Source organism: Streptosporangium sp. NPDC004631, from assembly GCF_053601935.1.
This window is the reverse complement of sequence record NZ_JBSGCR010000009.1, coordinates 16996-41423: the sequence shown is the minus strand read 5'-3', so window position 1 is coordinate 41423 and position 24428 is coordinate 16996. Positions and strand designations below refer to the sequence as shown.

At 67.7% G+C, this 24428-nt stretch carries 13 protein-coding genes; 6 read left to right on the top strand and 7 right to left on the bottom strand.

Annotated elements, in window-relative coordinates; genetic code table 11:
• Positions 1-77: 77 nt before the first annotated feature.
• The 3 genes from ACWEF2_RS11800 to ACWEF2_RS11790 all read left to right on the top strand — a co-directional run bounded on the left by ACWEF2_RS11800 (position 78) and on the right by ACWEF2_RS11790 (position 4028).
• Complete coding sequence (locus tag ACWEF2_RS11800; protein ID WP_453814335.1) at positions 78-1277, top strand: thiolase family protein; 1200 nt, start codon at positions 78-80, stop codon at positions 1275-1277.
• Positions 1274-3346: a 3-hydroxyacyl-CoA dehydrogenase NAD-binding domain-containing protein gene (locus ACWEF2_RS11795; RefSeq protein ID WP_453814333.1), complete on the top strand. Its 2073-nt coding sequence runs from the start codon at positions 1274-1276 to the stop codon at positions 3344-3346. The genes ACWEF2_RS11800 and ACWEF2_RS11795 overlap by 4 nt, the downstream gene beginning before the upstream one ends.
• Before the next feature lie 259 nt (positions 3347-3605).
• On the top strand, positions 3606-4028 hold the full coding sequence (locus ACWEF2_RS11790; protein WP_453814331.1) for an SSI family serine proteinase inhibitor: 423 nt from the start codon (positions 3606-3608) through the stop codon (positions 4026-4028).
• 69 nt (positions 4029-4097) lie between these two features.
• Here ACWEF2_RS11790 and ACWEF2_RS11785 read toward each other — a convergent pair whose 3' ends face one another.
• Positions 4098-5585: an amino acid permease gene (locus ACWEF2_RS11785; RefSeq protein WP_453814329.1), complete on the bottom strand. Its 1488-nt coding sequence runs from the start codon at positions 5583-5585 to the stop codon at positions 4098-4100.
• A 134-nt stretch (positions 5586-5719) separates the two neighbouring features.
• Here ACWEF2_RS11785 and ACWEF2_RS11780 point away from each other — a divergent pair, with 134 nt between their 5' ends.
• Positions 5720-6385 (top strand): DedA family protein, encoded by a 666-nt coding sequence (locus ACWEF2_RS11780; protein WP_453814327.1) that lies wholly within the window; start codon positions 5720-5722, stop codon positions 6383-6385.
• On the opposite strand, the gene dxs is transcribed toward ACWEF2_RS11780, so the two are convergent.
• Positions 6330-8279, bottom strand: a complete 1950-nt coding sequence (gene dxs, locus ACWEF2_RS11775) for a 1-deoxy-D-xylulose-5-phosphate synthase (RefSeq protein ID WP_453814325.1) — start codon at positions 8277-8279, stop codon at positions 6330-6332. The two genes, ACWEF2_RS11780 and dxs, sit on opposite strands and share 56 nt — an antisense overlap.
• Positions 8280-8477: 198 nt before the next feature.
• Between dxs and ACWEF2_RS11770 the strand changes: the two genes are divergently transcribed.
• Complete coding sequence (locus ACWEF2_RS11770) at positions 8478-9269, top strand: neutral zinc metallopeptidase (RefSeq protein WP_453814323.1); 792 nt, start codon at positions 8478-8480, stop codon at positions 9267-9269.
• Positions 9270-9386: 117 nt separating this feature from the next.
• Positions 9387-10166 (top strand): neutral zinc metallopeptidase, encoded by a 780-nt coding sequence (locus ACWEF2_RS11765; protein WP_453814321.1) that lies wholly within the window; start codon positions 9387-9389, stop codon positions 10164-10166.
• 407 nt (positions 10167-10573) lie between these two features.
• Here the strand turns inward: ACWEF2_RS11765 and ACWEF2_RS11760 are convergent, their stop codons facing one another.
• The 5 genes from ACWEF2_RS11760 to ACWEF2_RS11740 all read right to left on the bottom strand — a co-directional run bounded on the left by ACWEF2_RS11760 (position 10574) and on the right by ACWEF2_RS11740 (position 24148).
• On the bottom strand, positions 10574-11059 hold the full coding sequence (locus ACWEF2_RS11760) for an SUKH-3 domain-containing protein (protein WP_453814606.1): 486 nt from the start codon (positions 11057-11059) through the stop codon (positions 10574-10576).
• A gap of 29 nt (positions 11060-11088) precedes the next feature.
• On the bottom strand, positions 11089-18834 hold the full coding sequence (locus ACWEF2_RS11755) for an RHS repeat-associated core domain-containing protein (RefSeq protein ID WP_453814319.1): 7746 nt from the start codon (positions 18832-18834) through the stop codon (positions 11089-11091).
• Between the two features lie 642 nt (positions 18835-19476).
• Positions 19477-20202 carry a sulfite exporter TauE/SafE family protein gene (locus ACWEF2_RS11750; protein WP_453814318.1) on the bottom strand — a complete coding sequence of 242 codons (726 nt, stop codon included), beginning with the start codon at positions 20200-20202 and terminating at the stop codon, positions 19477-19479.
• A gap of 235 nt (positions 20203-20437) precedes the next feature.
• Positions 20438-23209: an aconitate hydratase AcnA gene (gene acnA, locus ACWEF2_RS11745; protein ID WP_453814316.1), complete on the bottom strand. Its 2772-nt coding sequence runs from the start codon at positions 23207-23209 to the stop codon at positions 20438-20440.
• A gap of 210 nt (positions 23210-23419) precedes the next feature.
• Positions 23420-24148 carry a metal-dependent hydrolase gene (locus ACWEF2_RS11740; protein WP_355591058.1) on the bottom strand — a complete coding sequence of 243 codons (729 nt, stop codon included), beginning with the start codon at positions 24146-24148 and terminating at the stop codon, positions 23420-23422.
• Positions 24149-24428: the final 280 nt, after the last annotated feature.

Here is a 24428-nt window from a genome sequence, read left to right as displayed (position 1 = left end):
CCGGGCCCGGTCTCCCCAAAGCTAGTTACCGATGAGTAGCATAGGGTGGAAGCCAACCAGCAACGAGGAGCGAACCCGTGCCTTCGTCTCGTGACGTCGTATTCGTCGACGGTGTGCGCACACCCTTCGGCAGATCGGGCCCCAAGGGCCTGTACGCCGAGACCCGCGCCGACGACCTGGTGATCCGCGTCATCCGCGAGCTGATGCGGCGCAATCCGAACCTGCCGCCGGACCGTGTCGACGAGGTGGCCATCGCGGCCACCACGCAGATCGGCGACCAGGGCCTGACCATCGGCCGCTCCGCCGCCGTCCTGGCCGGACTGCCCAAGAGCGTGCCCGGCTACGCGATCGACCGCATGTGCGCCGGGGCCATGACCGCGGTGACCTCGGTCGCCGGGGGCATCGCCTTCGGCGCCTACGACGTCGCCATCGCCGGCGGCGTCGAGCACATGGGCCGCCACCCGATGGGCGAGGGCGTGGACCCCAACCCCCGGTTCCTGGCCGAGCGGCTCGTGGACGGCTCCGCCCTGATCATGGGGATGACCGCGGAGAACCTGCACGACCGCTATCCGGCCATCACCAAGGAGCGCGCGGACGCCTTCGCCGTCGCCTCCCAGGAGAAGGTCGCCAAAGCCTACGCGGACGGCAGGATCCAGCCCGACCTGGTCCCGACGGCCGTCCGGTCGGCCGAGCGGGGCTGGGGCCTGGCGACCGCCGACGAGGCCCCTCGCCCCGGCACCACCCTCGATGGGCTCGCCGCGCTGAAGACCCCGTTCCGCCCGCACGGCCGGGTCACCGCGGGCAACGCCTCCGGGGTCAACGACGGTGCGACCGGCTGCATCGTGGCCGCCTCGGGCGTCGCGGAGGAGCTGGGCCTGACGGCCCGGATGCGCCTGGTCTCCTACGCCTTCGCGGGCGTGGATCCCGAGGTCATGGGCGTCGGGCCGATTCCGTCCACCGAGCGGGCGCTCCGCCTGGCCGGGTTGTCGATCTCCGACATCGGGCTGTTCGAGATCAACGAGGCCTTCGCCGTACAGGTGCTGGCGTTCCTGGAGCACTTCGGCATCGCCGACGACGATCCCCGGGTGAACCCCTACGGCGGCGCGATCGCCTTCGGTCATCCGCTGGCCTCCTCGGGGGTGCGGCTGATGACCCAGCTGGCCCGCGAGTTCGGCGAGCGCCCCGACGTCCGATACGGCGTGACCACGATGTGCGTCGGCATGGGCATGGGCGGAACGGTCATCTGGGAGAACCTGGGCTGGGAAGGTAAGAAGTGACCGACATCAGGGAACTGTTCGCCGACGAGATCGTCACCAAGGCGGTCGTCCGCGACGTGGAGCTGCCCTACGGCGCGGGCACCATGGCACTGATCACGCTGGACAACGGCTTCGACCACACCAAACCCTCGACCTTCGGCCCCGCCGGGCTCACCTCGCTGAACGAGGCCCTCGACGCGGTGGCGGATCGCGGCGACCTGACGGCGGTGGGTGTCGTCGGCAAGCCGTTCGTCTTCGCGGTGGGCGCCGACCTCAAGGGCGCCGCCCTGGTCACCGAGCGGGACCAGGCACTGCGGATCGGCCGGCTGGGCCACGACGTCTTCCGCCGCCTGGGCGAGCTGGACGTGCCGTCGTTCGCGTTCGTGAACGGCGCGGCCATGGGCGGTGGCCTGGAGGTGGCCCTGCACTGCACCTACCGGACCATCTCCTCGGGTGTGCCGGCGGTGGCGCTGCCCGAGTGCTTCCTCGGCCTGGTGCCCGGCTGGGGCGGCACCCAGTTGCTCCCCCGCCTGATCGGCCCGGCTGCGGCCATCAAGCTGATCATCGAGAACCCGCTCTCGCAGAACCGCATGATCAAGGGCAGGGACGCCTTCGCCGCCGGCGTCGCCGACGCGATGTTCGATCCCGCCGACTTCCTGGAGGAGTCACTGCGCTGGGCCGCCCGGGTGCTGCGCGGCGAGGTGACCGTCTCCCGCGCCGACCACACCGCCGAGGACTGGTCCAAGGCCGTCGCCGACGCCCGCTTCCTGGTCGACCTGAAGCTGCGCGGCGCCTCCCCCGCCCCCTACCGGGCGCTGGACCTGATCGAGCTGGCCCGCACGGCCTCCCGCGACGAGGGTTTCGACGCCGAGGACCAGGCGCTGGCCGACCTCTTCATGGGCGACGAGCTCCGCGCCGGCCTCTACTCCTTCGACCTGGTGCAGCGCCGGGCCAAGAGGCCCGCCGGAGCCCCGGACCCCGCGTCGGCCCGCAAGGTCACCAAGGTCGGCGTCGTCGGCGCGGGCCTGATGGCCTCGCAGATGGCGCTGCTGTTCGCCCGCCGCCTGGAGGTCCCGGTCGTGCTGACCGATCTGGACCAGACCCGGCTGGACAAGGGCGTCGGCTACGTCCACTCCGAGGTCGACAAACTGCTCGGCAGGGGCCGCGTCTCCGGCGACCAGGCCAACCGGCTCAAGGCCCTGGTGACCGGCTCGCTGACCAAGGACGCCTTCGCCGACGCCGACTTCGTCATCGAGGCGGTGTTCGAGGACCTGGAGGTCAAGCGGAAGGTGTTCGCCGAGGTGGAGGCCGTCGTCTCCGCCGAGTGCGTGCTGGCCAGCAACACCTCCTCGCTCTCGCTCACCGAGATGGCCTCCGGGCTGCGGCATCCCGAGCGGGTCGTCGGCTTCCACTTCTTCAACCCGGTCGCCCTGATGCCGCTGCTGGAGATCGTCAAGGGCGCCCGCACCGACGACACGACGCTGGCCACGGCCTTCGCGGTCGGCACATCACTGAAGAAGTCGTCCGTGCTGGTCAAGGACGCGCCCGCGTTCGTGGTCAACCGGCTGCTGACCCGCTTCATGGGCGAGGTCATCGGCGCCGTCGACGAGGGCACCCCGCTGGAGGTCGCCGACCACGCGCTGGACGGGCTCGGCCTGCCGATGACCCCCTTCACGCTGCTCCAGCTCGTCGGCCCGGCCGTCGCGCTGCACGTCGCCGAGACCATGCGCGCGGCCTTCCCGTCCCGCTACCGCGTGTCGGAGAACCTCGCCCGGCTGGTCGCCGCCGGAAAGCCCGGCGTCTACGCGCCGGACTTCTCCCTGGACGCCGAGGCGGTGGCCCTCTTCTCCGGCGGCGCCTCCCCGTCGACCGCCGAGGAGGTACGGTTGCGCGCGCTGCGGGCTCTGGCGGAGGAGATCCGGATCATGCTCGACGAGGGCGTGGTGTCCGCCGCCCAGGACATCGACCTCTGCATGATCCTGGGAGCCGGCTGGCCGTTCCACCTGGGCGGCGTCACGCCGTACCTGGATCGGACCGGGATCGCCGAACCTCGTTTCCTGCCGCCGGGCACCGCCTCCGTCCCCGGGTAGGCTCCCGCGGCCCCACGACCACTCTCTCAGGTCACCGTCTCGGGTCGTCGTCCCAAGGTCACCGCCTCGGGCCGTCCTCTCGCGCTCACCGCCTCATCGCGTCCCACCGACGCTGTGAGCCTCCCGCCCCGCCGTCCGTCCCGCCATCCCCCCGCTGTCCGCGGCGGGGAGCGCGGGCGGCGGGGCGGATTCGGGGAGCAGGCGGATCTTTGACCCGATCCGGATCGAATCCTTGTCCCGCGTGGGAATACCCCCTGACATGAGAACCGTCAAGATCGTGTCCGCCGCCGCGGCGTTCGCCTGCGCGACCGCGCTGCCCACGACCTCGTCGCCCGCCTCGGAGCGGACTCCCTCCCCCGCACGGGAGTCCGCCTCGGGCGGCAGGTCGTCCCTGACGCTCAGCCTCTCGGTCGCCGGCGGACCGGCCAAGACCGTCTCCCTCCGGTGTGACCGGGACGACGGCGCCCACCCCTCCCTCGTCACCGCCTGCGGCATGATCCGCAGGGTCGGAGGGGACCTGTCGCGGCTCACCTACGACATCGACATGATCTGCGGCGAGGAGTACGTCCCGCACACCGTGAGCGCCCTCGGAACCTGGGAGGGCAGGCCCGTGCGGTTCGACAGGACCTACGACAACCGGTGCGAGATGACCGCGCTCACCGGCCCCCTGTTCTTCTTCTGAGGAAACCCCGGGCACACGGCTCGGTGCCCGCTGTGGCCGGGGCTGCGGCCGGGCCCGCCGAGGACGGGGTCAGCGCGGGCCGACGCCCTGCCTTCCGTCCGGAGACGGCTCCGCCAGCCGGCTGTGGCGGTAACCGTACCCGGCGTAGACGACGACTCCGATCAGCATCCAGATGACGAACCTGAGCCAGGTCTCCACCGGCAGGTTGAGCATGAGGTACAGGCAGGCCAGCACCGACAGGACCGGCACCAGCGGCACCAGCGGGGTGCGAAACGAGCGCGGCAGGTCGGGGCGGGTGCGGCGCAGGATGATCACCGCGACCGAGACGATGACGAACGCGAAGAGCGTGCCGATGTTGACCAGCTCGGCGATGGTGGACAGCGGAACCAGCCCGGCCAGCACGGCGACGATGACGCCCATCAGGATCGTGATCCGGTACGGCGTGCCGAACCTCGGGTGGACCGTGGCCAGCCCGCGCGGGAGCAGGTTGTCCCGGGACATCGCGAACAGCACCCGCGACTGGCCCATCATGAGGATCATCACGACGGTGGTGAGGCCGGCCAGCGCGCCGATGCTGATGAGTGTCGCCGCCCACGTCTGACCGACCGCCTTGAACGCGTCCGCCAGCGGCGCCGACTCGCTGAGCTGCGAGTAGGGCTGCATGCCGACGACGACCAGGGAGACCGCGACGTACAGCAGGGTGCAGATGACGAGCGAGGCGATGATGCCGATCGGCAGGTCGCGCCGGGGGTTACGGGTCTCCTCCGCGGCGGTGGCGACCACGTCGAAGCCGATGTAGGCGAAGAACACGATCGCCGCGGCGCTGAAGACGCCCAGCACGCCGAACGCGACGGGGGTGATCCCGAACAGCACCTGGATCAGCGGCGCGGTCAGCCCCTCCACCGCGGCGGTCGGCTTCGCGGGCGGGATGAACGGCCGGTAGTTCGCCGCGTTGATGAAGAACGCCCCGGCCACGATCACCAGCAGGACCACCGCGACCTTGATCGTGACGATGATCAGGTTGACCCGGGAGGACAGCTTGATCCCGGCGATCAGGACGGCGGTGAGGATCAGCACGATCAACGACGCGGGCACGTTGAAGAACGCCTCCTCCCCGGCTATGGCACTGGGCAGGGGTATGCCGAGGGACTCCAGCAGCGAGGTCAGGTAACCCGACCAGCCGACCGCGACGACCGCGGCGGCGAGCGCCATCTCCAGCATCAGGTCCCAGCCGATGATCCAGGCGGGGAACTCTCCGAGCGTGGCGAAGGCGAAGGTGTAGGCGGAGCCGGCCACCGGCACGGTGGAGGCGAACTCGGCGTAGCAGAGCGCGGCCAGCGCGCAGACGATCCCGGCGGCCACGAACGACAGCGCCACCGCCGGCCCCGCCAGGTCCCTGGCGACCCGGCCGGTGAGCACGAAGATTCCGGTGCCGATGATGACGCCGATGCCGAAGACGGTCAGGTCCAGTGCGGAGAGATCCTTGCGCAGCCGGTGCTCGGGAGCCTCGGTGTCCTTGATCGACTGCTCCACCGATTTAACGCGTAAAGCCCCCATGGAACCCCCCTTGACCATCTGCAGTCGCCCTCTCCTATAGATCGAGTCATGCCCATCCGATCAGTGGCTGAACGGTGAACTCGGGGTTCTTTAGGGGAAAGTCCCGATGCCGGGGCGGCCTCCCCGGTCGCAGCATGGGAGACATGCTTCTGGACACCCTGGGCCGGCTGGACCCCTGTCTGGTCGGCGCGGTGCTGCTGGTGCTGCTGGCGCTGGACGGCTCACTGCTGATCGGAGCCGTGCTCCCCGGAGACATGGCGATCGTCGCGGCGGGAATCGCGCTGACCGGACCCGCGGAGGTCGCGGTGGTGACGGTCGCCGGTACGGCCGGATCCCTCGTGGGTGCCACCGGCGGCTGGCTGATCGGCCGCCGGTACGGCCCACGCGTCCGTCACAGCCGCGCCGGACGGTGGATCGGTGAGCACCGCTGGGCGCGGGCCGAGCGGATCGCCACGGGCGCGGGCGGCGGCCCCGCCCTCGCCGCCGCCTACTTCCTGCCCGTGGTCAACGCGCTGACCCCGGTCCTCGCCGGGAGTCTGGGTCTGCCGTACCGCCGCTTCATCCGCTGGGCGCTGACCGGCAGCGCGGCCTGGGTGACCACCTACCTGACGCTGGGCTCCGTCGCGGGCGAGTTCGTCCGGCACAACCAGCACCTGATGGTGCCGGTCGCCGGATGCGTCGCCGTCCTCGTCGCGGGCCTCGCCGTGATCAACCTGCGGGCCCGCGCGAGCAGGGCCGCGGGGATCAGCGGGACGGCTGGTTCTCCAGAGCCGGAGACCGCTTCGCCACCGCCTCGGTGATCTCCCGGGCGATGCCCTGCGCGGTCAGGCCGATCTCGCTGAGGATCTTCGCCCGCTTGGCGTGGTTCAGGAAGCGCTGCGGGACGCCGTAGGTGCGGACCGGGACGTCCACGTCCGCGTCCCGCAGCGTCCGGGCGACCGCGTCGCCCACCCCGCCCACCCTGCCGTTGTCCTCGACCACCGCGACCAGCTTGTGCCTGGCCGCGGCCGGCGCCAGCGCCTCGTCCAGCGGCTTGACCCAGCGCGGGTCCACCACGGTGGCCGAGATCCCCTGGGCGTCGAGCAGGGCAGCCGCCTCCACGCACAGCTCGGCCATCGGCCCCGCGGAGACCAGCAGCACGTCGGGGGTGTCGCCCTCGCGCAGCACGTCCATCCCGCCGAGCCGGCCGACCGCCTCGATCTCGGCGCCCACCGGCCCCTTGGGGTAGCGGATCACGGTGGGGCCGTCGTCGACCTCCACCGCCTCCGAGAGCAGCTCGCGCAGGCGCGGCTCGTCACGAGGGACGGCGACGGCCAGGCCCGGGACGACCTGCAGGATCGACAGGTCCCACATGCCGTTGTGGCTGGCGCCGTCGTCACCGGTGACACCCGCCCGATCCAGCACGACCGTGACCGGCAGCCGGTGCAGGGCGACGTCCATGAGGAGCTGGTCGAAGGCCCGGTTGAGGAACGTGGCGTAGACGGCCACGACCGGGTGGAGACCGCCGAGGGCCAGGCCCGCCGCACTGGTCAGGGCGTGCTGTTCGGCGATGCCGACGTCGTAGAGGCGGTCGGGGTAGGCCTCGGAGAACGGGATCAGGCCGGTCGGGCCGAGCATCGCGGCGGTGATCGCCACGATGTCCTTGCGCTCGGCGCCGAGCCGTACGATCTCCTGGCCGAAGACGTTGGTCCAGCCGTGCGGCTTGGGCTTCTCCTCACCGGTCAGCGGGTCGAAGGCGCTGGGCGAGTGGAAGCAGTCCTCGTCGTGGTTCTCGGCGAAGGAGTAGCCGTAGCCCTTCTTGGTGAGCACGTGCACGATGACCGGGCGGCGGAACCCCCGGGCCTTGCGCAGCGCGGCCTCCACGGCCTGCTCGTCGTGGCCGTCGACCAGCCCGATGTACTTCAGGCCGAGGTCCTCGAACATGACCTGGGGGGCCAGGACGTCCTTGATGCCCTTCTTCACGCCGTGTAGCGCGTCGTAGACCGGGGCGCCCACCACCGGGACCTTCGCCAGGTTGTCCTTGACGAACTCCAGCACGTCCTCGTAGCGCTGGGTGGCGCGGAGCGAGGCCAGATGTGAGGCGAGCCCGCCGATGGTCGGCGAGTAGGAGCGGCCGTTGTCGTTCACCACGATGATCAGCGGCAGGTCCCTGTGCGCCGCGATGTTGTTGAGCGCCTCCCAGGCCATGCCGCCGGTGAGCGCTCCGTCGCCGATCACCGCCACCACCGTGCGGTCGCCCTCACGGCGCAGCCTGTACGCCTTGGCCAGGCCGTCGGCGTACGACAGCGCGGTGGAGGCGTGGGAGTTCTCGATGACGTCGTGCTCGGACTCCGCCTGGCTCGGATAGCCCGACAGGCCGCCCTCCTGGCGGAGGGTGTCGAAGCGTCCGGCGCGGCCGGTGAGCATCTTGTGGACGTAGGCCTGGTGCCCGGTGTCCCAGAGAATGCGGTCACGTGGCGAGTCGAAGACCCGGTGCAGCGCGATCGTCAGCTCGACCACGCCGAGGTTGGGCCCCAGATGGCCGCCGGTCCGCGCCGTCGAGCTGATCAGCAGATCCCGGATCTCCGCCGCGAGCCGGGGAAGCCGGTCCGCCTCCAGCGCCTTGAGATCCCGTGGCCCCTTGACCGACTCCAGAAGACTGCCAGGCCGTCCGGTCCGCTCGCTCACGGAATCATCCCCTCTGTCGGTCAGCATCAGACCGAGTCTAGTCGCGCGGGGAGCACCTCCCGCGGGGAGGAAGATTCTGCACGTTTTCTCCCCACTTGCAATAGCCTTTGGCTCACCATGAGCACTCTCCCCTTTAGCCAACTATCATCACTTACCGTCGCATCCTTGGCGTTTTCTCTGGTCACGGGGGTCGGCCCGGCGGACGCCGAAGCTCCCTCGACCCCCTTGGCCTCTTCGGCCGCCAAGGCCCCGGTCTCCGCGACCTCCGCCGCGAAGACCTCCACCACCGATGTCTCCGTCACCAAGCTGACGGTGCCCCGCGGCCGCGTCGCCGCGACGGCCAACCCCCTCTACCGCACAGGCACCCTTCCCACGATGCGCTGCGGGGCCGGACAGATCCGCGCGGGGAGCGCGGTCTCCTACCGGTACTTCATGACCCGCGTCAACCGCTGCCTGAACCTGGCCTGGAAAACCCAGTTCAGGAAGGTCGGACTACCCTTCGCCCAGCCCACACTGCGCTTCGTCGGCTCCAGGGTGAGCAGCCCCTGCGGCCGCTGGCCCAAAGGCGCGGGCGGCTACTACTGCTCCACCAACCGCACCATCTACATCGGCGTCACCCGAGAGGTGCTGAAGAACCCGTTCGGCCCCAACCACGCCCAGTTCATGGCCCATGAGTACGGCCACCACGTGCAGCAGCTCGCGGGAATCATGAGCTACTACGGTCAGAGCGTCTGGCGCGCCAGGCCGTCCACCAAGCTCGCCTTCTCCCGCCGTCTCGAACTACAGGCCGACTGCCTGGGCTCCGCCTTCCTGCGGCAGGTCTCCGACGACCTGCCGGTCGAGCAGGACCAGTGGGACTCGATGGTCCGGTGGGTCGCCGAGAACGGCGCCAAGACCTGGGCCTCCAACGACCACGGCAGAGGGCGCAGCCAGGCCTACTGGATGGAGCACGGTTTCGGCGCCGGCTCCCCGTCCGGATGCAACACCTGGACCGCGCCAAGCCGTACCGTCGCCTGACCTCCTCCGGTCCGGCGCGAGCACCGTCGCCGCGCCCGTACCGGTGCGGCCGTACCCCTCGGGGTACGGCCGCATTTCGCTTTACCCGCTCTTTTACCTCCATTAAGGTGCGGGATCATGCGTATCCCCCTCATCCCCTTGGTTTCCGGCGTGCTCGCGAGCCTGCTGCTCACCGGCACGGCCGGCGCGGGCGCCCTGGAGCAGAACGGGCCGGTGCCGACGGGCAAGAGCGCCCAGACCAACAACCCGATCTACCGGAGCGGGCAGTTCGAGATCAAGACGTGCGAGGAGCAGCCCGTCAAGCCCGACGATCTGGACGCCGCCCGGGTCTATCTCGAATTCGTGGTGGACTGCCTCAACACGAGCTGGCGGGACCAGATGTCCAAGGCCAAGCTGCCCTTCTCCAAGCCCGGGTTCGTCACGACCTCGCGCACCGGCGTCCCCACCGGCTGCGGCAAGTTCCCCAAGGGCGCCCAGGCGGTCTACTGCCCGCTCAACAAGAAGATCACCTTCCTGCTCGATCCGGGAATCCTCTCCCAGGCGACCGAACTGTTCCTGTTCGAGGTGATCGCCCACGAGTACGGCCACCACGTGCAGCAGCTCTCCGGGATCATGAGCTCCTTCAACACCAGGAAGTACAGGAGCCAGAAAGCCTACCTCGCCGAGGTCCGCAAGATCGAACTCCAGGCCGAGTGCCTGAGCGGCGCCTTCATCGGCAGCGTCTGGCGCTCCCTGGACCGGGTGGAGTCCGACTTCACCTACGTCGTGGAGGCCGCCTACGACACCGCCAGCCACGGCAAGTCCAAGAACATCGCCTACTGGGTCAAGCGAGGCTTCGACACCGAGAGCCCGAACGCCTGCAACACCTTCTCCGCCCCCAAGTCCAAGGTCTCCTAACCCCCTCGTATCCGCCCCGCCCCCAACCGGCATCGGCCTCTGACCCGATCTCGCGGCGGTCGACCACCTGACGGCCGCACCTAACCATCCCCCCCGTCCGCACCCTCCTGAAGCCACCCGTCGCCGCCCCACAGCCGCGCGACGGGTGGAGTTCAATCGTCGTCCGGTCGTTCAAAATAGCCTTGACGATCTCGTCCTTGAATTCTTCGGAGTAGTTCTTCCCCGCCACGCACTTTTTCCTTCCGGCCGGTCAGCACCCTACTGGGCACTGTGTCCGAAAGACGCGGAGCACCTCACCTTCACAGGCCCCGTCTTTTGGGATCTCCACCCGCATGCCGCACAAGCGGCACTCTGCGCCGTCGCAGTAAACCACATGTTTACTGCAGCATTGGCGCACGTCCATGAATTCAATTAGAGGTAGGAGCCGGCCACGGATCAAGACCAGGGTCAGAATACAGACACGTCAAGGGGCGATGTGCTCTGATAGCCAACTCCAGCCCTTCTTCGAATGTCCTGCCCAGCTCCCAGATCCAGCCCATTCCCGTGGCGACCATCCGTCCCGCCACTTCCAGGAATACGCTTGAGTAACTTAGCCACTCTCCGATGGGAAAGTAGCTGCCTCCGAGAATATCTTCAACTTCTTGAGCCAGCCTACGTTGGCCTGACCCCGCTGAAATTGGGTCAAAGTCAAAGGGGTCTTCATTCGTGAAGTTGGGTCCGACTGTATTAGTCGGCTCAATCACCAGTCCTCCCAGAGAGGACAGCACCTCCATCGCAAGAGGACTTACGTAATACCCCTCAGCCATCAGAGGATCCAGCCACCGAGAAGTTTCCACCTGTCGCCCAGGCGACCATCCCGATGCGCTGAGCGCCACCAACACATCGGAATGCATTGATTCGAACGTGATTTTAGCCATGACATTTAGTAACTGATGTCTAGGTTACCCAGGAGGGTGCTGCATCGACCGCAGGGTCGAGCAGGCAAGCCATGATCCGCTGTATTTGATGTCGGCATTTGATTGTTCCGTGAATGTACGGTGCTCATGCTGCCCCCCTTGATCGCGTCAGGTCCCTCTTGGGCCTGCGCCTTGATCAGGCACTCTACCTCGGCGCAACCACCATGATGACCGCTTTTTTTAAGCTCCTCCGCCAAAGGGTTACTCGCCTCTCGGCCATGACGATTGCGTCCGTAATATTTTTCCCCCGAACGAGAAGTGTATTCAGAAGCAAATTTCGTGCCCGGCAGGTTACGTACCTTGTCGGCATGTTCCTGTAAGGGATCGCAGCCGGGGTTGGTGTTATGGACGAGGACAGCCTGGTCGCCTGCCACCACATGGTAGGTGTGGGAGCCGTCGACCGTCAGGTTGTGGACGCGCTGGTGAGCGGTCCACTTCTGGAGTGCGGTGATCTGAACGTAGGTGCCGGCGCCGGTCCGCAAAACCATGCCGGGGAGGAGTTCGCTCGCTGTGACCCAGCGGTGGAGATTAACCACCCAGAACGGATGTCCGTCCGTGGCGACCACGTCGCCGACTTTCCCAGCCGGTCCGTCGAGGGAACTGATGATGACACGGACCAGATGCTTCTCACCCTCACCGACGATCAGGTGAGTGACCGGTTCCGCGGTGACTTGTCCGGACTCCGGATCGGCGGCGATCACCTGATCACCGACCTTGACATCCTCGATTGGTTTGTGTGTGCCGTCAGCTATCAGCACACGCGTCCCGGGTACGAAACTGTTGCCTCCGGGCGGACACTCCGAAGATTTCGGGGGATCAGTGGAGTTGAGTGGCGGCGCTGGAGGTGCCGTGGTGTCCACGATGACGCCGACGGGGCCTGCGATGACAGGGATGACGACCAGAGGGGCGAGGGTTTCGATTCCCGCTATCAAAGGGGTGAAGACGCCGACTATGCACACCGCGCAGTAGCGATCCGATTCGCCGCCACCGCCGATGATGTCAACGCCACGGTGACCGGTATAGCTCTCCGTGCACGGCCCGTACGTGCACGTATGGTCAGTCCATTCTTGCGGAGTCCGGTCCGAGCCGGGACCCCGATCGTTCGTTACGTTGTTCGGGTCATCTTTAAATTCTTTGCTGTTCGGATCGAAGTCCGGTTTGTACGGCTCGGGCTTCTTGGGTTCTGGTTTCTTCGGTCCCGGACTCTTGGGTCCATTGTTACCACAGCCGTAGCAAGGATTTTTGTTTCCCGTCGGCGCGGTTCCGATCGTCCCCTTGATGCCGTTCTTTCCGGTTGTGGCGCTGCCACTAGTCGCTTTCATGCCGTTTTTGCCGTCGGGAGCGCTGCCGGTGCTCCCTGTCAGTTCGTTTCCACGGCACTGCGGCCGCGGGTCTGTTTTACCTTTGCAAGGACCCTTGGGGGTATCGTTGCCCCACTTTATCGAAACATCCGGGCAGGCAGGGTGCCATGGCCAAAGGCACAACGGATAGTGCCCGGTGGGGTCGACATGGGTCAGTGGGCTGCCGTTGGCGTATCCGTAGCGGTTGGCCTGAATCGACGGACTGGGGTCGAGAGTCCAGCCGTCGCGAGAGGTGAAGGCGCCGCTGCCGGGCTGGTACCAGCGGGCGCGCATGTTGACCTTGCCGGTGTCCGGGTCGGTGTACTCACCCTGGTAGCCGAGGGATCGTTGGGTGCCGCTCTGGTGACTGATCTGGCCGAACGGGTCGTAGGCAGTCGAGTCGATCAGTGCGGTGCCCGAGAAAGTCCCGACGACGTCGCCGTGCAGGTCGCTCATCACGCCGAGGGTGGTGGTACCGCCCTCTTGCAGGCCGAGCAGGCCGCCGAACGGGTCGCGGCCGTACTTGGCCTGGATCGCGCCTGTGCCGTCGGTGATGACGGCGATGTCGTTTTCCAGGCCGGAGTAGACATAGCGCCGCTGATCGGTGCCCTTGGTGCGGGAGGTGAGGCGGCCTAGGGCGTCGTAGCCGTAGGTGGTGTCCCCGTCGGAGATCAGCCGGTCGAAGGCGTCAAAGGTCAGGTTCTTGATGACGCCGTTCTTGGTCTCGGTGGCCGAGGTGCCCCGAGGGGTGTAGGTGTAGTCAACGTCGTCGCCGGAGGTCAGCCGGTTGCGTTCGTCGTAGACGTAGGTCTTGGATCCGGCCTTGGTTCGGTTGCCGGCGTCGTCCCATTCGTAGTCGGCGGTCGTGCCGCCGGGGGCGGTCCAGGAGATCAGTCGCCCGGAGCGATCGTAGGTGTAAGCGTTGGTTCCGGCCCCGGCTGTGCCCGAGGTGGTTTTGCCGGTGAGGTTGTCGTCCTTGTCCCACCCATAGACGATCTTCGCCAGCTGGGTGCCGCCGCTGTTCTTCAAGGTATGGGAGGTGATCCGGTCGACGGCGTCGTAGCTGTAGCTTTGACTGTTGACCGTCCCGGTGGAGGTCTGGCTGGTCAGCCGGTCGGCGTCGTCGTAGCCGTAGGTCCAGGTCCGCCCCGTCACCGGGTCGCTGGCTGTGGCCAGCCGGTTGGCGTCGTCCCAGGTGTAGGTGGCGGTGCCGGTTGGGTCGATACGCTGGGTGGGATTGCCTCGGTTGTCGTAAGCGTAGGTGGCCACCGGGCTGGTGGCTTTGGAGACCTTGGTCAGCAGGCTGCGGTCGTTGTACTCGAGGGTGTAGTCGCCGATCGCGGTGGTGCGGCCCGTCAGGTCGTAGGTGATGTTGCGCTCTGGGGTGGTGACCGACGCGCCGGTGCCGGTCTGCTTGGTCATCCGGCCGAGCTGGTCGAAGGTCCGGTCGATGCGTACCCCGCCCGGCTGGAGGGCGGCCACCGGGTTGCCGGTGGCGTCGTAGCCGGTGGTCCAGGTACGGTCAGCCACGCTCGGGTGGGCTGTGGTAGACGGTTCGATGATCGTTTCGGCCAGACCAAGGGTGTTGTAGGTGGTCCAGGTGGCGTTGCCGCGGCCATCGGTCAGGCGAGTGCGGGCACCGGTGGCGTCGTAGCCGAATGTGGTGGTGATCGTCTTAGTGGCGGTGACCGGCTCGACGAGCGAGGTCACCCGGCCCATCGCGTCGAAGGTGCGGGCGGTGACGTGCCCCTCGGCCGAGGTGGTGCTGGTCGGGTTGCCGGCCGCGTCGTAGCTGGCCTCGAACGTGCGCACCGTCGCGCCGGTGCTGTCGAGGTCCTTGGCGGTGGTCTGGCGGCCAGCCAGGTCGTAAGCGACCTCGGTGGCGTTGTCCAGCGGATCGGTGACCTTGGTGGTTCGTCCGAGGATGTCGTAGTCAAAGGTGGAGGTGTAGAGCAGCGGGTTGGTGACGATTTTGACCTGTCCAGCGGCGTTGACCGTATAGGTGGTGGTCTTGTCGCCCGGGACGACGCTCTTGGTGAGGTTGCCCGCGGTGTCGTAGGTCAGCCTCGTGGTCAACGCCGCGGTGATCGGTCTGCGCTCGATCTGGGTCTCGGTGATCCTGCGGCCGAGGTCGTCGTAGGTGGCCTCGACCCGAGCGCCGGTAGGGTCAATCGCCGCCAGTTCCTCACCCAGCAGGTCGAACTCCGATGTCCATTGGCCGCCTGGTCCTGACGGCCCTGGATCAGTCACCCGTACCGGGTTGCTGAGCGCGTCGTACTGCGTCGTGGTGACGTATCCGCGTTCGTCGGTGACGGTGGTCACGCGGCTCGCCGCGTCGTAGCCATAGCTGATCTTCGGGATGACCGTGCTACCACCGGGCGGAGTGTAGGCGGGTGAGCTGTTCGCGGTCAGACGCCCAGCTTTGTCGAAGGTCGAGGTGATCGTTCGTCCCTCGGCGTCCACGATCTGGGTGCGCAGGCCTGCGGTGTCGTAGCCATACTTGGTTGTGGGTCTGACGTTGGCGGTGGCGGTGCCGTTCTTCTCGATCGTCACCTGCGGCGCCTTGGACTCCACCAGCTGCCCGACCAAGTCGTAGCGCAGCATGGTGGTGAAGTCGGCGGCGGTGGCACCGGAGGCGTTGCCGCGCGGGTCGGTCTGCGCGGTCAGCAGGCCCCGGTCGTCGTAGGCCCAGGTGGAGACCAGATCGACGGTCCCGTTCTCCACGGTCTGCCGGGTCACCTGCCCCAGCGCGTTGTAGACGTAGTCGGTGGACTCAACCCGGGTGCTGCCCGCGCCGGTAAGCGCCTTACTGATGACGTTGCCGAGCGCGTCATAGGTGTAGGCGGTCTTGCGCTTGAGCGTGGCCGGGTCGAACGTGGTGGAGGTCGTACGGCCAGCGGCGTCGTAGACGTGGTCAACGGTGGCCTTGCCGCCCCCGGTGACCTGCGTGGTGAGGTTGCCCGCCGCGTCGTAGACGTTGTCCTCCAGCACCACGTTCGCGGGAGTGGTGGACCCGTTCAGCCGAGCGCCGTCGGCGATGACCTGCGACAGACGATTGTCGGCGAAGTAGGTGTAGGAGGTCTTGCGTCCCATCGCGTCGACCTTGCCGGCCAACCGGCCGCCGGGGTCGTAGGCGTACGACTCCAGCACCACGTCCTGGGCGGCCTGAGGGCTGACCGGGCTGCCCGTCCAGTTTTTGAGCGTCCTGGTGGCTGGCTCGCCACGCTTGGTGTAGGCGAAGGTGGAGACCGTGCCCAGCGGGTCGGTCGCCGAGACGCGGGCACCGACGGTGTCCCAGGTGGAGTGGGTCACACCGCCCTCGGGGTCGGTGACCGACGCGACGCGGCCACCTCCGTCGTAGGTGTAGGTGGTGGTGCGCGCCGGGTCGCCACCGGTCAGGTCGGTGAGGGTCTCGGTGAGCCGGTTGCCGTCCGCATCGTAGGTGTAGCTCGCCCTGGCGGTATGTATGACGTTCGTGACCTCGTTCTTCACGCCGGTGCCGGTCTGGGTGAGCAGCCGGCCTACTCCGTCGTAGGTGAGCGTCGAGGTGACCCCGCCCGGGTTGGCCTGCGAGATCTCCTTACGCGAGAGCACCCGGCCCAGCGCGTCGTAGGTGAACGCGGTCTTCAAACCGGATGGACTGGTCTGCTCGGCCAAATCCCCGGCCGCCGTGTAACGGTAGATCGTCTCATCGTTCTTGGCGTTCTTCTGCGACTTCAACAGTCCTGCGGGAACGGTACCGGAGTCGGTCGCGGACTCGGTGCCATCGGTGTAGGTATAGGTATCCGACCGCCCTGTGGGAAAGTCCGGTGTCGCAGGGCTCGTCTGCTTGGCCAGGTCCCCGTAAGAGGTGTACTCCAAGGTGGTGGCGTAGGTGTTGTCGCTGCCGCTGGTCGAGCGCGGGTCCCGGTAGGCGATCCGGCGGTCGTTTCTGGGGTCGAACTCGTCGCCGGTGTTGAGATAGTAAGCGTGCCATTCCGGGGGGCGCTGTGAAAGCGCACAACTGAACAACATGTCGGACGGGCTCTGACCCGCGGAACACATCGTTTTGGTCAAGACATTGCCGCGCTTGTCCTGGGTCGTCATCGTGACGTTCTGGTTGGCGTCGGTGACCGAGGCCACGTATCCGCCGGTGTCGTAGGTGTAGCCAGTCTTCTTGCCGAGTTGGTCGGTCTGTGACACCAGCCGGTAGCCGCGCTGAGCGTCGTGTTCATAGCTCAGCGATTCGTTCTTGGGGTCGGTCACCGTCACGGTGGAGATCCCGGTGGCGGGTGCGTAGACCGGTTCACCGATCTTCCAGGTACCGCCGTTGGCGTCGGTGTGGGTCTTGATCCGATCAGTCGCCGGGTCGTAGACGTTCTCCATCCAGACGCGCCCGGATGGGAGGGTGACCTTCGTCAGCAGGTGCGGGGCGGCCTGCGCGGCGGCGTAGTGCTTGGCCAGGTCGGCCGCGCTCAGCGAATGGTCGTAGACGGCGAACTCGTCGATGCCGCCGGTGAAACCCCACTCCGCGCTCTGGCCGACCGGCACCGAGATCGAGGAGGGCCAGGCGGCGGTCGTCCTGCCGTTGCCGATGGTGGCGTAACGCAGCCAGTTATGGTCGATGGCGCCGGTCAGGGATCCAACTGGGGCACCGTCGAGGTAGAGGGTCTGCGTCGTTGCCGAGGCGGTCAGCGCGACGTGATGCCAGGTGCCGTTGTTGACCGCCGCGGTAGAGGTGATCGGGGACACAACCACGCCGCTGGTGTCGGTGACCCGGAACTGGCCGCGTAGCTTGCCGTCGACGCCGACGTACAGGAGCGGCTGGCCGTTGCCCGCGAACGTCCCCCCGATAGAGGTGTCGGAGGCGGAGGCGATGATGCCCGAGGAAGTGGTCTTGAACCAGGTCTCCACCGACAGCTGCCCGCTCAGACGGGGAATGAGGTGGTCGGGCAGGGCTACCGAGGAGGTGCCGGAGAAGGTGGCCGAGGTGTCGGCCGAGCCGTTCAGCGCCCCGGACTGGGCCAGGGTGACACCGGTGTAAGTGGCGGTTGTCGAACCCCAGCCCAGGTTGATCGCCTCGGTGGTCGGCTGCGGCTGGCACGCCACAGGCATGATCGAGCAGATCGGGCTGGGTGGAGGAGTGGGGCCGGTGGCCGGTTCACCCAGCCGCCAGTAGCCCACCGGTTCGTCGTCCTGCACGATCCCCTGGTACAGCGAGCCGCTGGTGTAGGTGTAGGCGGTGCAACCTGCCGCTCCCAGCGGGGAGCACACCTTTGTCAGCTTCTCGCCTTGATACTCGTACGTCCACGTCAGAGCGGTGCCGTTCACCGGGTCGGTGGACACGCTCGCCACCCGCGTACCGCTCCAGGTGAACGTCAGCGACCGTCCGCCGACCCCGACCACCTTGGTGAGCTTGCCGTCGGTGCCGTAGACGAGGTCCTGAATGCGACCTCGGTTGTCGACCACCTTCGTCAGCCGCCCCTGGGCGTTGAACACATATGAGGTGGAGGACTTGTCCATCAGCTTCCAGCCACCCGCGGAGACTTCGGCCAGGGTGGCGAACATTCCCGGCGGTGGCTGGAAACCGCCGTCGCCTCGGGGCGCGAAGCGCAGCCTGCGCCCATCGGGGTAGGTGACCAGCAGCGCTGTGCTCGGCTCCGCCTCGATCTTCATGTCGAACCGGGTCGACCAGCCCGCGCCGAAGATCCCGTCGTGGCGGACGTCCCTGCTGTTGTAGGAGCGGGACACGTTCAGCGGCGGCCCGGTCGTGGACACTGAGGCGTCCACGGTCTCGGTGGTGTAGTTGCCCGCCAGCTGCTGGAATTCCTGGCCGTTGACACCTCGCGCAGCGAGTTGGGAGGCGATGGTCGGCTGCCTGGCCCCGGTGATGAACGTCCGCTTCTCCGACGCCGTACTCACGCCCCCGGAGGCTGCGGAGACCGATACCCACCAGACATAGGAGGTGGCCCAGGCCAGCTTGCCTGCGGGCACCTTCCAGGAGTTCACCTCTGCCGGCAGCAGGCCTGAGGTAACGACCGCGTTCGGGAACAGTAGGCAGCCCTGCAGAATGTCACCGGGGTCGTTCGTGTCCTCGGGCATCCGGCAGATCGTGAAGTTGTAACGTACCGGTGACGGACCGGCTGTCCCGTAGGCGACCAGGGTGGGGGTCACCGAGCCCAGCTGCGCACCGTGCAGCGGCCACAGATCCACCACTTGGGGATCAGAGGCCGAGGTAAGCGTCTTCGCCGCGCGCCCTTTTTCGGAGGACTTCTTCGACGACGTCGCCGCGCCCTTGTACGGCCGGACGGTGCGATCGTCGACAGGCAGCGCCCCTTTGGGAACACGCGCTCGCCGCTTTGCTCGCTTTGCCCTGACCGAGGTCGTGGTCACCGCCCTATCCACCAGATGTGGCAGTCCCGCAGCAGATCCTGATAACTGGTCCGGCGTGTCCGGCGGTTGCGCCAGAAGAGCCCCCCGCGCGGCGGCTGCGGGGAGGGCGTTAATCTGCACCAGGCCGGGGAGAGCCACGAGCGTGACCCAGAACACCCAGCGGACAGAATTCGGCCATGACAAAGTACGGCGCATATGCCGCCACCCTCCGAACCGCTCAGCGCGACGACCAGCGCCCCGCGTCACCCCCTACCGAAGGAAACTCCAGCAGTAAGCCGGAATTGGCGGTTCGGGGCACAATCAGCACAAACGATCAAAATGTATACATCGATCGTTCCAGTACACAAGATCTACATAAGAAATAAATAAACAAACCAGGGGCCAGGGGTCAAGAATGCAACATTCTCACACGCGTGATCACTGACAGTGACAGTCGTGAGGCTGACGCGGGGCACCATGATGCGAGAAACACGCTGACGGGTTTCCCCGCGTCTCTGAAACAAACTGCACGACAACGGACCCGGGTCACGTTTCAGCAGCGGATGAAGGTTGCCCGCGGCAATCTATTTCTGTTCCGATGGAAACGCCAGCCCCTTGGTGGCGACATTCCATTGTGGCCGATAACGATTCAGGGACGGAGGTTCAGCCGATGGTGTTCTGGGCTATGAGGGCGAGGGCCGAGGCACTGGCGAGAATGAGGACGGCGATTCTGACACGGCCGCCGTCGAGGAAGCGCCGTAGCGGTCCGGAGACCAGGAAGCCCGCGATCAGGAAGGGGATCAGCAGTGCCCCGAAGGTCAGCGCCCGGAGTGGGAGCCTGTCCAGCACCGCCAGGACGATCAGTGACTGGACGGCGCCGAGCATGAAGAACATCCCCAGGGTGGCCCTGATCTGCGGCCCCTTGGCGTTCTGGTAGACCAGGGCCATCGGCGGGCCGCCGATTCCGGTCGCGGTGCCGGCGATTCCGGAGATGAAGCCCGCCCCCGTGACGGTCCGCCCGGTGCGCGGCACGCTCACCACCCAGGCGGTGAGACCGACCGCGACCAGCACCATCATCCCGACGAGCAGGCCCAGCGCCCGGGTGGAGACCTGGACGACGACCAGGCCGCCGAGGAGGCTGCCCGGCACCCTGCCCAGGAGCGCGAAGCCCAGCCCTCGCCAGTCCACTCTGCGCCACTCGGCGGCCAGCGTGAACATCGGCATCACCGCGCTCACCACCTGGACGGCCCCCGGCACGACCCCGGGGTTGAGCAGCATGACCACCGGCGCCGCCACGATCCCCACTCCGAAGCCGACCGCCCCCTGCACGATCGCCCCGACGAACACCGCCAGTCCCACCGCGCAGAGCAGGAAAACCTCATGGTTCATGAGTGTGACCGTACGGCCTGCGCCGCCGAGCCGGGCGACCGGCCGTCTGCCACCGGGCGAAGGCGAAGGCGGGCGGACACGTGATCCGCCGAACCGGCGGCGGAGGCCCGGCGGAGAGGGTGACGTCCCCCGGGAGCACGGAGCCGCCCGGCGGGATGATGTTCCCGCCGGGCGGCCGTCGTCCGGGGTCTCCCCCGATATGGGCGGGGGACCCGTGGACCCCGCCCGCCCTCGCTCAGCTCTTGGCCAGCAGGGAGCGCAGGACGTACTGCATGATGCCTCCGTGGCGGTAGTAGTCCGCCTCTCCGGGGGTGTCGATGCGTACGACCGCCTGGAACTCCCTGTCGCCGGCCCTGACCGTGACGGTCCGCGGCACGGCGCCCTCGTTGAGCCGCTCCACCCCGGTGATGTCGAAGGTCTCCTCGCCGATCAGGCCCAGTGACTCGGCCGTCTCGCCCTCGGGGAACTGCAGCGGCAGCACGCCCATGCCGATGAGGTTGGAGCGGTGGATGCGCTCGTAGGACTCGGCGATCACGGCGCGGACGCCGAGCAGCGCGGTGCCCTTGGCCGCCCAGTCACGGGAGGAGCCCGAGCCGTACTCCTTGCCGGCCAGGACGACGAGCGGGATGCCCGCGGCCTGGTAGTTGGCGGAGGCGTCGTAGATGAAGGACTGCGGGCCGCCGTCGAGGGTGAAGTCACGGGTGTAGCCGCCCTCCACCCCGTCGAGCAGCAGGTTCCTCAGCCGGATGTTGGCGAAGGTGCCGCGGATCATCACCTCGTGGTTGCCTCGGCGGGAGCCGTAGGAGTTGAAGTCCCTGACCTCGACGCCGTGCTGCCGGAGGTAGTCGGCGGCGGGGGTGCCGACCTTGATGGACCCGGCCGGGGAGATGTGGTCGGTGGTGACCGAGTCGCCCAGCTTTGCCAGCACCCGCGCGCCGGTGACGTCGGTGACCGGCTGCGGCTGCGGGGGCATGCCGTCGAAGTAGGGGGCCTTGCGGACGTAGGTCGAGGCCGGGTCCCAGTCGAAGGTGTTGCCGGTCGGGATCGGCAGCGACCGCCAGGTCTCGTCGCCCTCGAACACGTCGGCGTAGTCGCGCAGGAACATGTCCTGGTCGATCGAGGAGGCGACGACCGCCGAGATCTCCTCGGGCGAGGGCCAGATGTCGGCGAGGAACACCGGCTCGCCGTCGGTCCCGATGCCCAGCGGCTCGGTGCTCAGGTCGATGTCCATGGTGCCCGCGAGGGCGTAGGCGACGACCAGCGGCGGCGAGGCGAGGTAGTTCATCTTGACGTCGGGGTTGATCCGGCCCTCGAAGTTGCGGTTGCCGGACAGCACCGCGGTGACCGCGAGGTCGTTGGCCTGGATGGCGGCGGAGATCTCCTCCTGCAGCGGGCCGGAGTTGCCGATGCAGGTGGTGCAGCCGTAGCCGACCAGGTTGAAGCCGATCTTGTCGAGGTACGGCTGGAGGCCGGCCCGGTCGAAGTAACCGGTGACGACCTGCGAACCCGGGGCCAGCGAGGTCTTCACCCACGGCTTGCGGGTCAGGCCTTTGTCCACCGCGTTCTTGGCCAGCAGCGCGGCGCCCATCATGACGTACGGGTTGGAGGTGTTGGTGCAGCTGGTGATGGCCGCGATGGTCACCACACCGTGGTCGATCTCAAAGCCGGTGCCGTCGGAGAGCGTGACCTGGACCGGCCGGTATGGGCGGTCGCCGTTGAGGTCGGCGGCGTGCGGCCGGTCGGCGTTGCCGCCGTGGGAGATCGCCGGGGAGTCGGAGGCCGGGAACGACTCGTCGGACGACTCGTCGGTCGGGCCCTGGATGCTCGGGGTGTAGTCCTTGACGGCGGCGCGCCAGGCCCGCTTGGCGTCGGACAGCGCGATGCGGTCCTGCGGGCGCTTGGGGCCGGCGATGGACGGGACGACCGTGGACAGGTCCAGCTCGATGTACTCGGAGAAGACCGGCTCCTCGGCCGCCGGGTCCAGCCAGAGGCCCTGGGCCCTGGCGTAGGACTCCACCAGCGCGACCTGCTCCTCGGAGCGGCCGGTGAGCCGGAGGTAGCCGATGGTCTCGCCGTCGATCGGGAAGATCGCGCAGGTCGAGCCGAACTCGGGGCTCATGTTGCCGATCGTGGCCCGGTTGGCCAGCGGCACGCTGGACACGCCCTCGCCGTAGAACTCCACGAACTTGCCGACGACGCCGTGCTTGCGCAGCATCTCGGTGATCGTGAGCACCAGGTCGGTGGCGGTGGCCCCGGCGGGGAGCTTGCCGGTCAGCTTGAAGCCGACCACGCGCGGGATCAGCATGGAGATCGGCTGGCCGAGCATCGCGGCCTCGGCCTCGATGCCGCCGACGCCCCAGCCGAGGACGCCGATGCCGTTCTCCATGGTGGTGTGGGAGTCGGTGCCGACGCAGGTGTCGGGGTAGGCCTTGCCGTCGCGGATCATCACCACGCGGGCCAGGTGCTCGATGTTCACCTGGTGCACGATGCCGGTGCCCGGCGGGACGACCTTGAACTCGTCGAAGGCGGTCTGGCCCCAGCGCAGGAACTGGTAGCGCTCGCGGTTGCGCTCGTATTCCCGGTCGACGTTGCGCTGGAAGGAGTCCGCCCCGCCGAAGAAGTCGACGATCACCGAGTGGTCGATGACCATCTCGGCCGGCGCGAGCGGGTTGATCTTGGCGGGGTCGCCGCCGAGGTCGCGTACGGCCTCGCGCATGGTGGCCAGGTCCACGACACAGGGCACCCCGGTGAAGTCCTGCATGATCACGCGGGCCGGGGTGAACTGGATCTCCACGCTGGGCGCGGCCGCCGGGTCCCACTGGCCGAGGGCGCGGATGTGGTCGGCGGTGATGTTCGCGCCGTCCTCGGTACGGAGCAGGTTCTCCAAGAGGATCTTCAGGCTGTATGGGAGACGTCCCGACCCCTCGACGGCGTCCAGCCGGTAGATCTCATATTCCGCGTCACCGACGCGGAGCGTGTCACGGCTGCCGAAGCTGTTCGCGGACACGGTTCGCCTCCCTTATCACCCGGTTGTCTGACGCACCCACATAAAAGGCACACCTGAATCCTGCCGCACCACCGGAGCGCCCACGTCGATGAGGTATGCCTAACCGACGGGTCTTCCACAGGTTGCAGCGGATGTCTCGACATCAAGATATCGCGGAATATATCTCGACATCAAGTTACTCTTCAGTAAATTCAGGACCGCACAGAACGCTCAGGCCTGCACAAGCCGGAAGTACAGCAACCCGACGACGACGACGGAGAGGACCGGGGCCAGGAACTTCTGCTCGAAGGCGCGGCCCGTCTTGATGCCGATCTTCCACGGCAGCAGCCAGCGCTGCCTCATCGGCCACAGCACCGGGCACCCCTGTTCCGTGCAGCAGTCCCCCACGACGTGCACCAGACAGCCGACCGCGACGGCCACCCCCAGCCAGGCATAGCCCACGTGGTCGTTGCGGAACACCGCGAACAGCCCGATCGTCAGGCCGATGTTGACCATCGCCGAGGCGAACTTCTTGCCCGGGACGCCGACGCCGACGGCCCGCAGCGCCAGGCCGATGAGGAGCAGGACCATGACGTCCCGGCCGATCGGATAGGTGCTCGCGAGGTAGTGGGCGCCGAACCCGGCCCCGATCGCGAACAGCAGCGAGTGGGTGGCGTGGCGGTGACCTCCGCTCAGCCACGCGACGGCCTTGCTCAGCCCCCAGGTGATCGGGCCGAAGGTCTGGGCGATCGTCGCGCTGGGGTGGTCCAGGTCGGGCAGCATCGCGGCACCCGCGCAGATCAGCGCTCCGGCGATGAACTCGGCGGGGGTGAGCGCGTGCACCATGACGCCGGTCTCTATGAACCTGGAGGACTCCGTGAGCAGCGGCAGGGCGGCCAGCGTCGGCGCCACCCCGAGCCAGGCCACCGCCCCCGTCAGCGCGTGCGTGTGCCCCATCATTGGCCAAACACTCCCATCATGATCACGCTGGGCGACTGTACGGCAAAGCCCGACTTAAGCAGAGGACCGTGCCATTCTGCACTACCGGCGCGTCGTTCCGGCGAGATCAATCTGACACATGAGAGCCATTCGTTTTTGCTGGATTCCGGGATTACCCGCACGCACCGGGCGCCCGCCGTACGCGCCGATGCCAGACCGCTCCGGGGGAGCCTGAGACCACGCCCCGGACCTTTGGGACCGCGCGCCGGGCCGAGGTGACTGCCGGGAGGCACGACCGGCG

Coding starts and splice junctions, on each gene's coding strand:
- ACWEF2_RS11765 (WP_453814321.1), top strand. CDS start 9,387: ATGCGTATCCCCCTCATCCCCTTGGTTTCCGGCGTGCTCGCGAGCCTG.
- ACWEF2_RS11785 (WP_453814329.1), bottom strand. CDS start 5,585: ATGGGGGCTTTACGCGTTAAATCGGTGGAGCAGTCGATCAAGGACACC.
- dxs (WP_453814325.1), bottom strand. CDS start 8,279: ATGCTGACCGACAGAGGGGATGATTCCGTGAGCGAGCGGACCGGACGG.
- ACWEF2_RS11790 (WP_453814331.1), top strand. CDS start 3,606: ATGAGAACCGTCAAGATCGTGTCCGCCGCCGCGGCGTTCGCCTGCGCG.
- ACWEF2_RS11780 (WP_453814327.1), top strand. CDS start 5,720: ATGGGAGACATGCTTCTGGACACCCTGGGCCGGCTGGACCCCTGTCTG.
- ACWEF2_RS11750 (WP_453814318.1), bottom strand. CDS start 20,202: ATGAACCATGAGGTTTTCCTGCTCTGCGCGGTGGGACTGGCGGTGTTC.
- ACWEF2_RS11760 (WP_453814606.1), bottom strand. CDS start 11,059: ATGCATTCCGATGTGTTGGTGGCGCTCAGCGCATCGGGATGGTCGCCT.
- ACWEF2_RS11740 (WP_355591058.1), bottom strand. CDS start 24,148: ATGATGGGGCACACGCACGCGCTGACGGGGGCGGTGGCCTGGCTCGGG.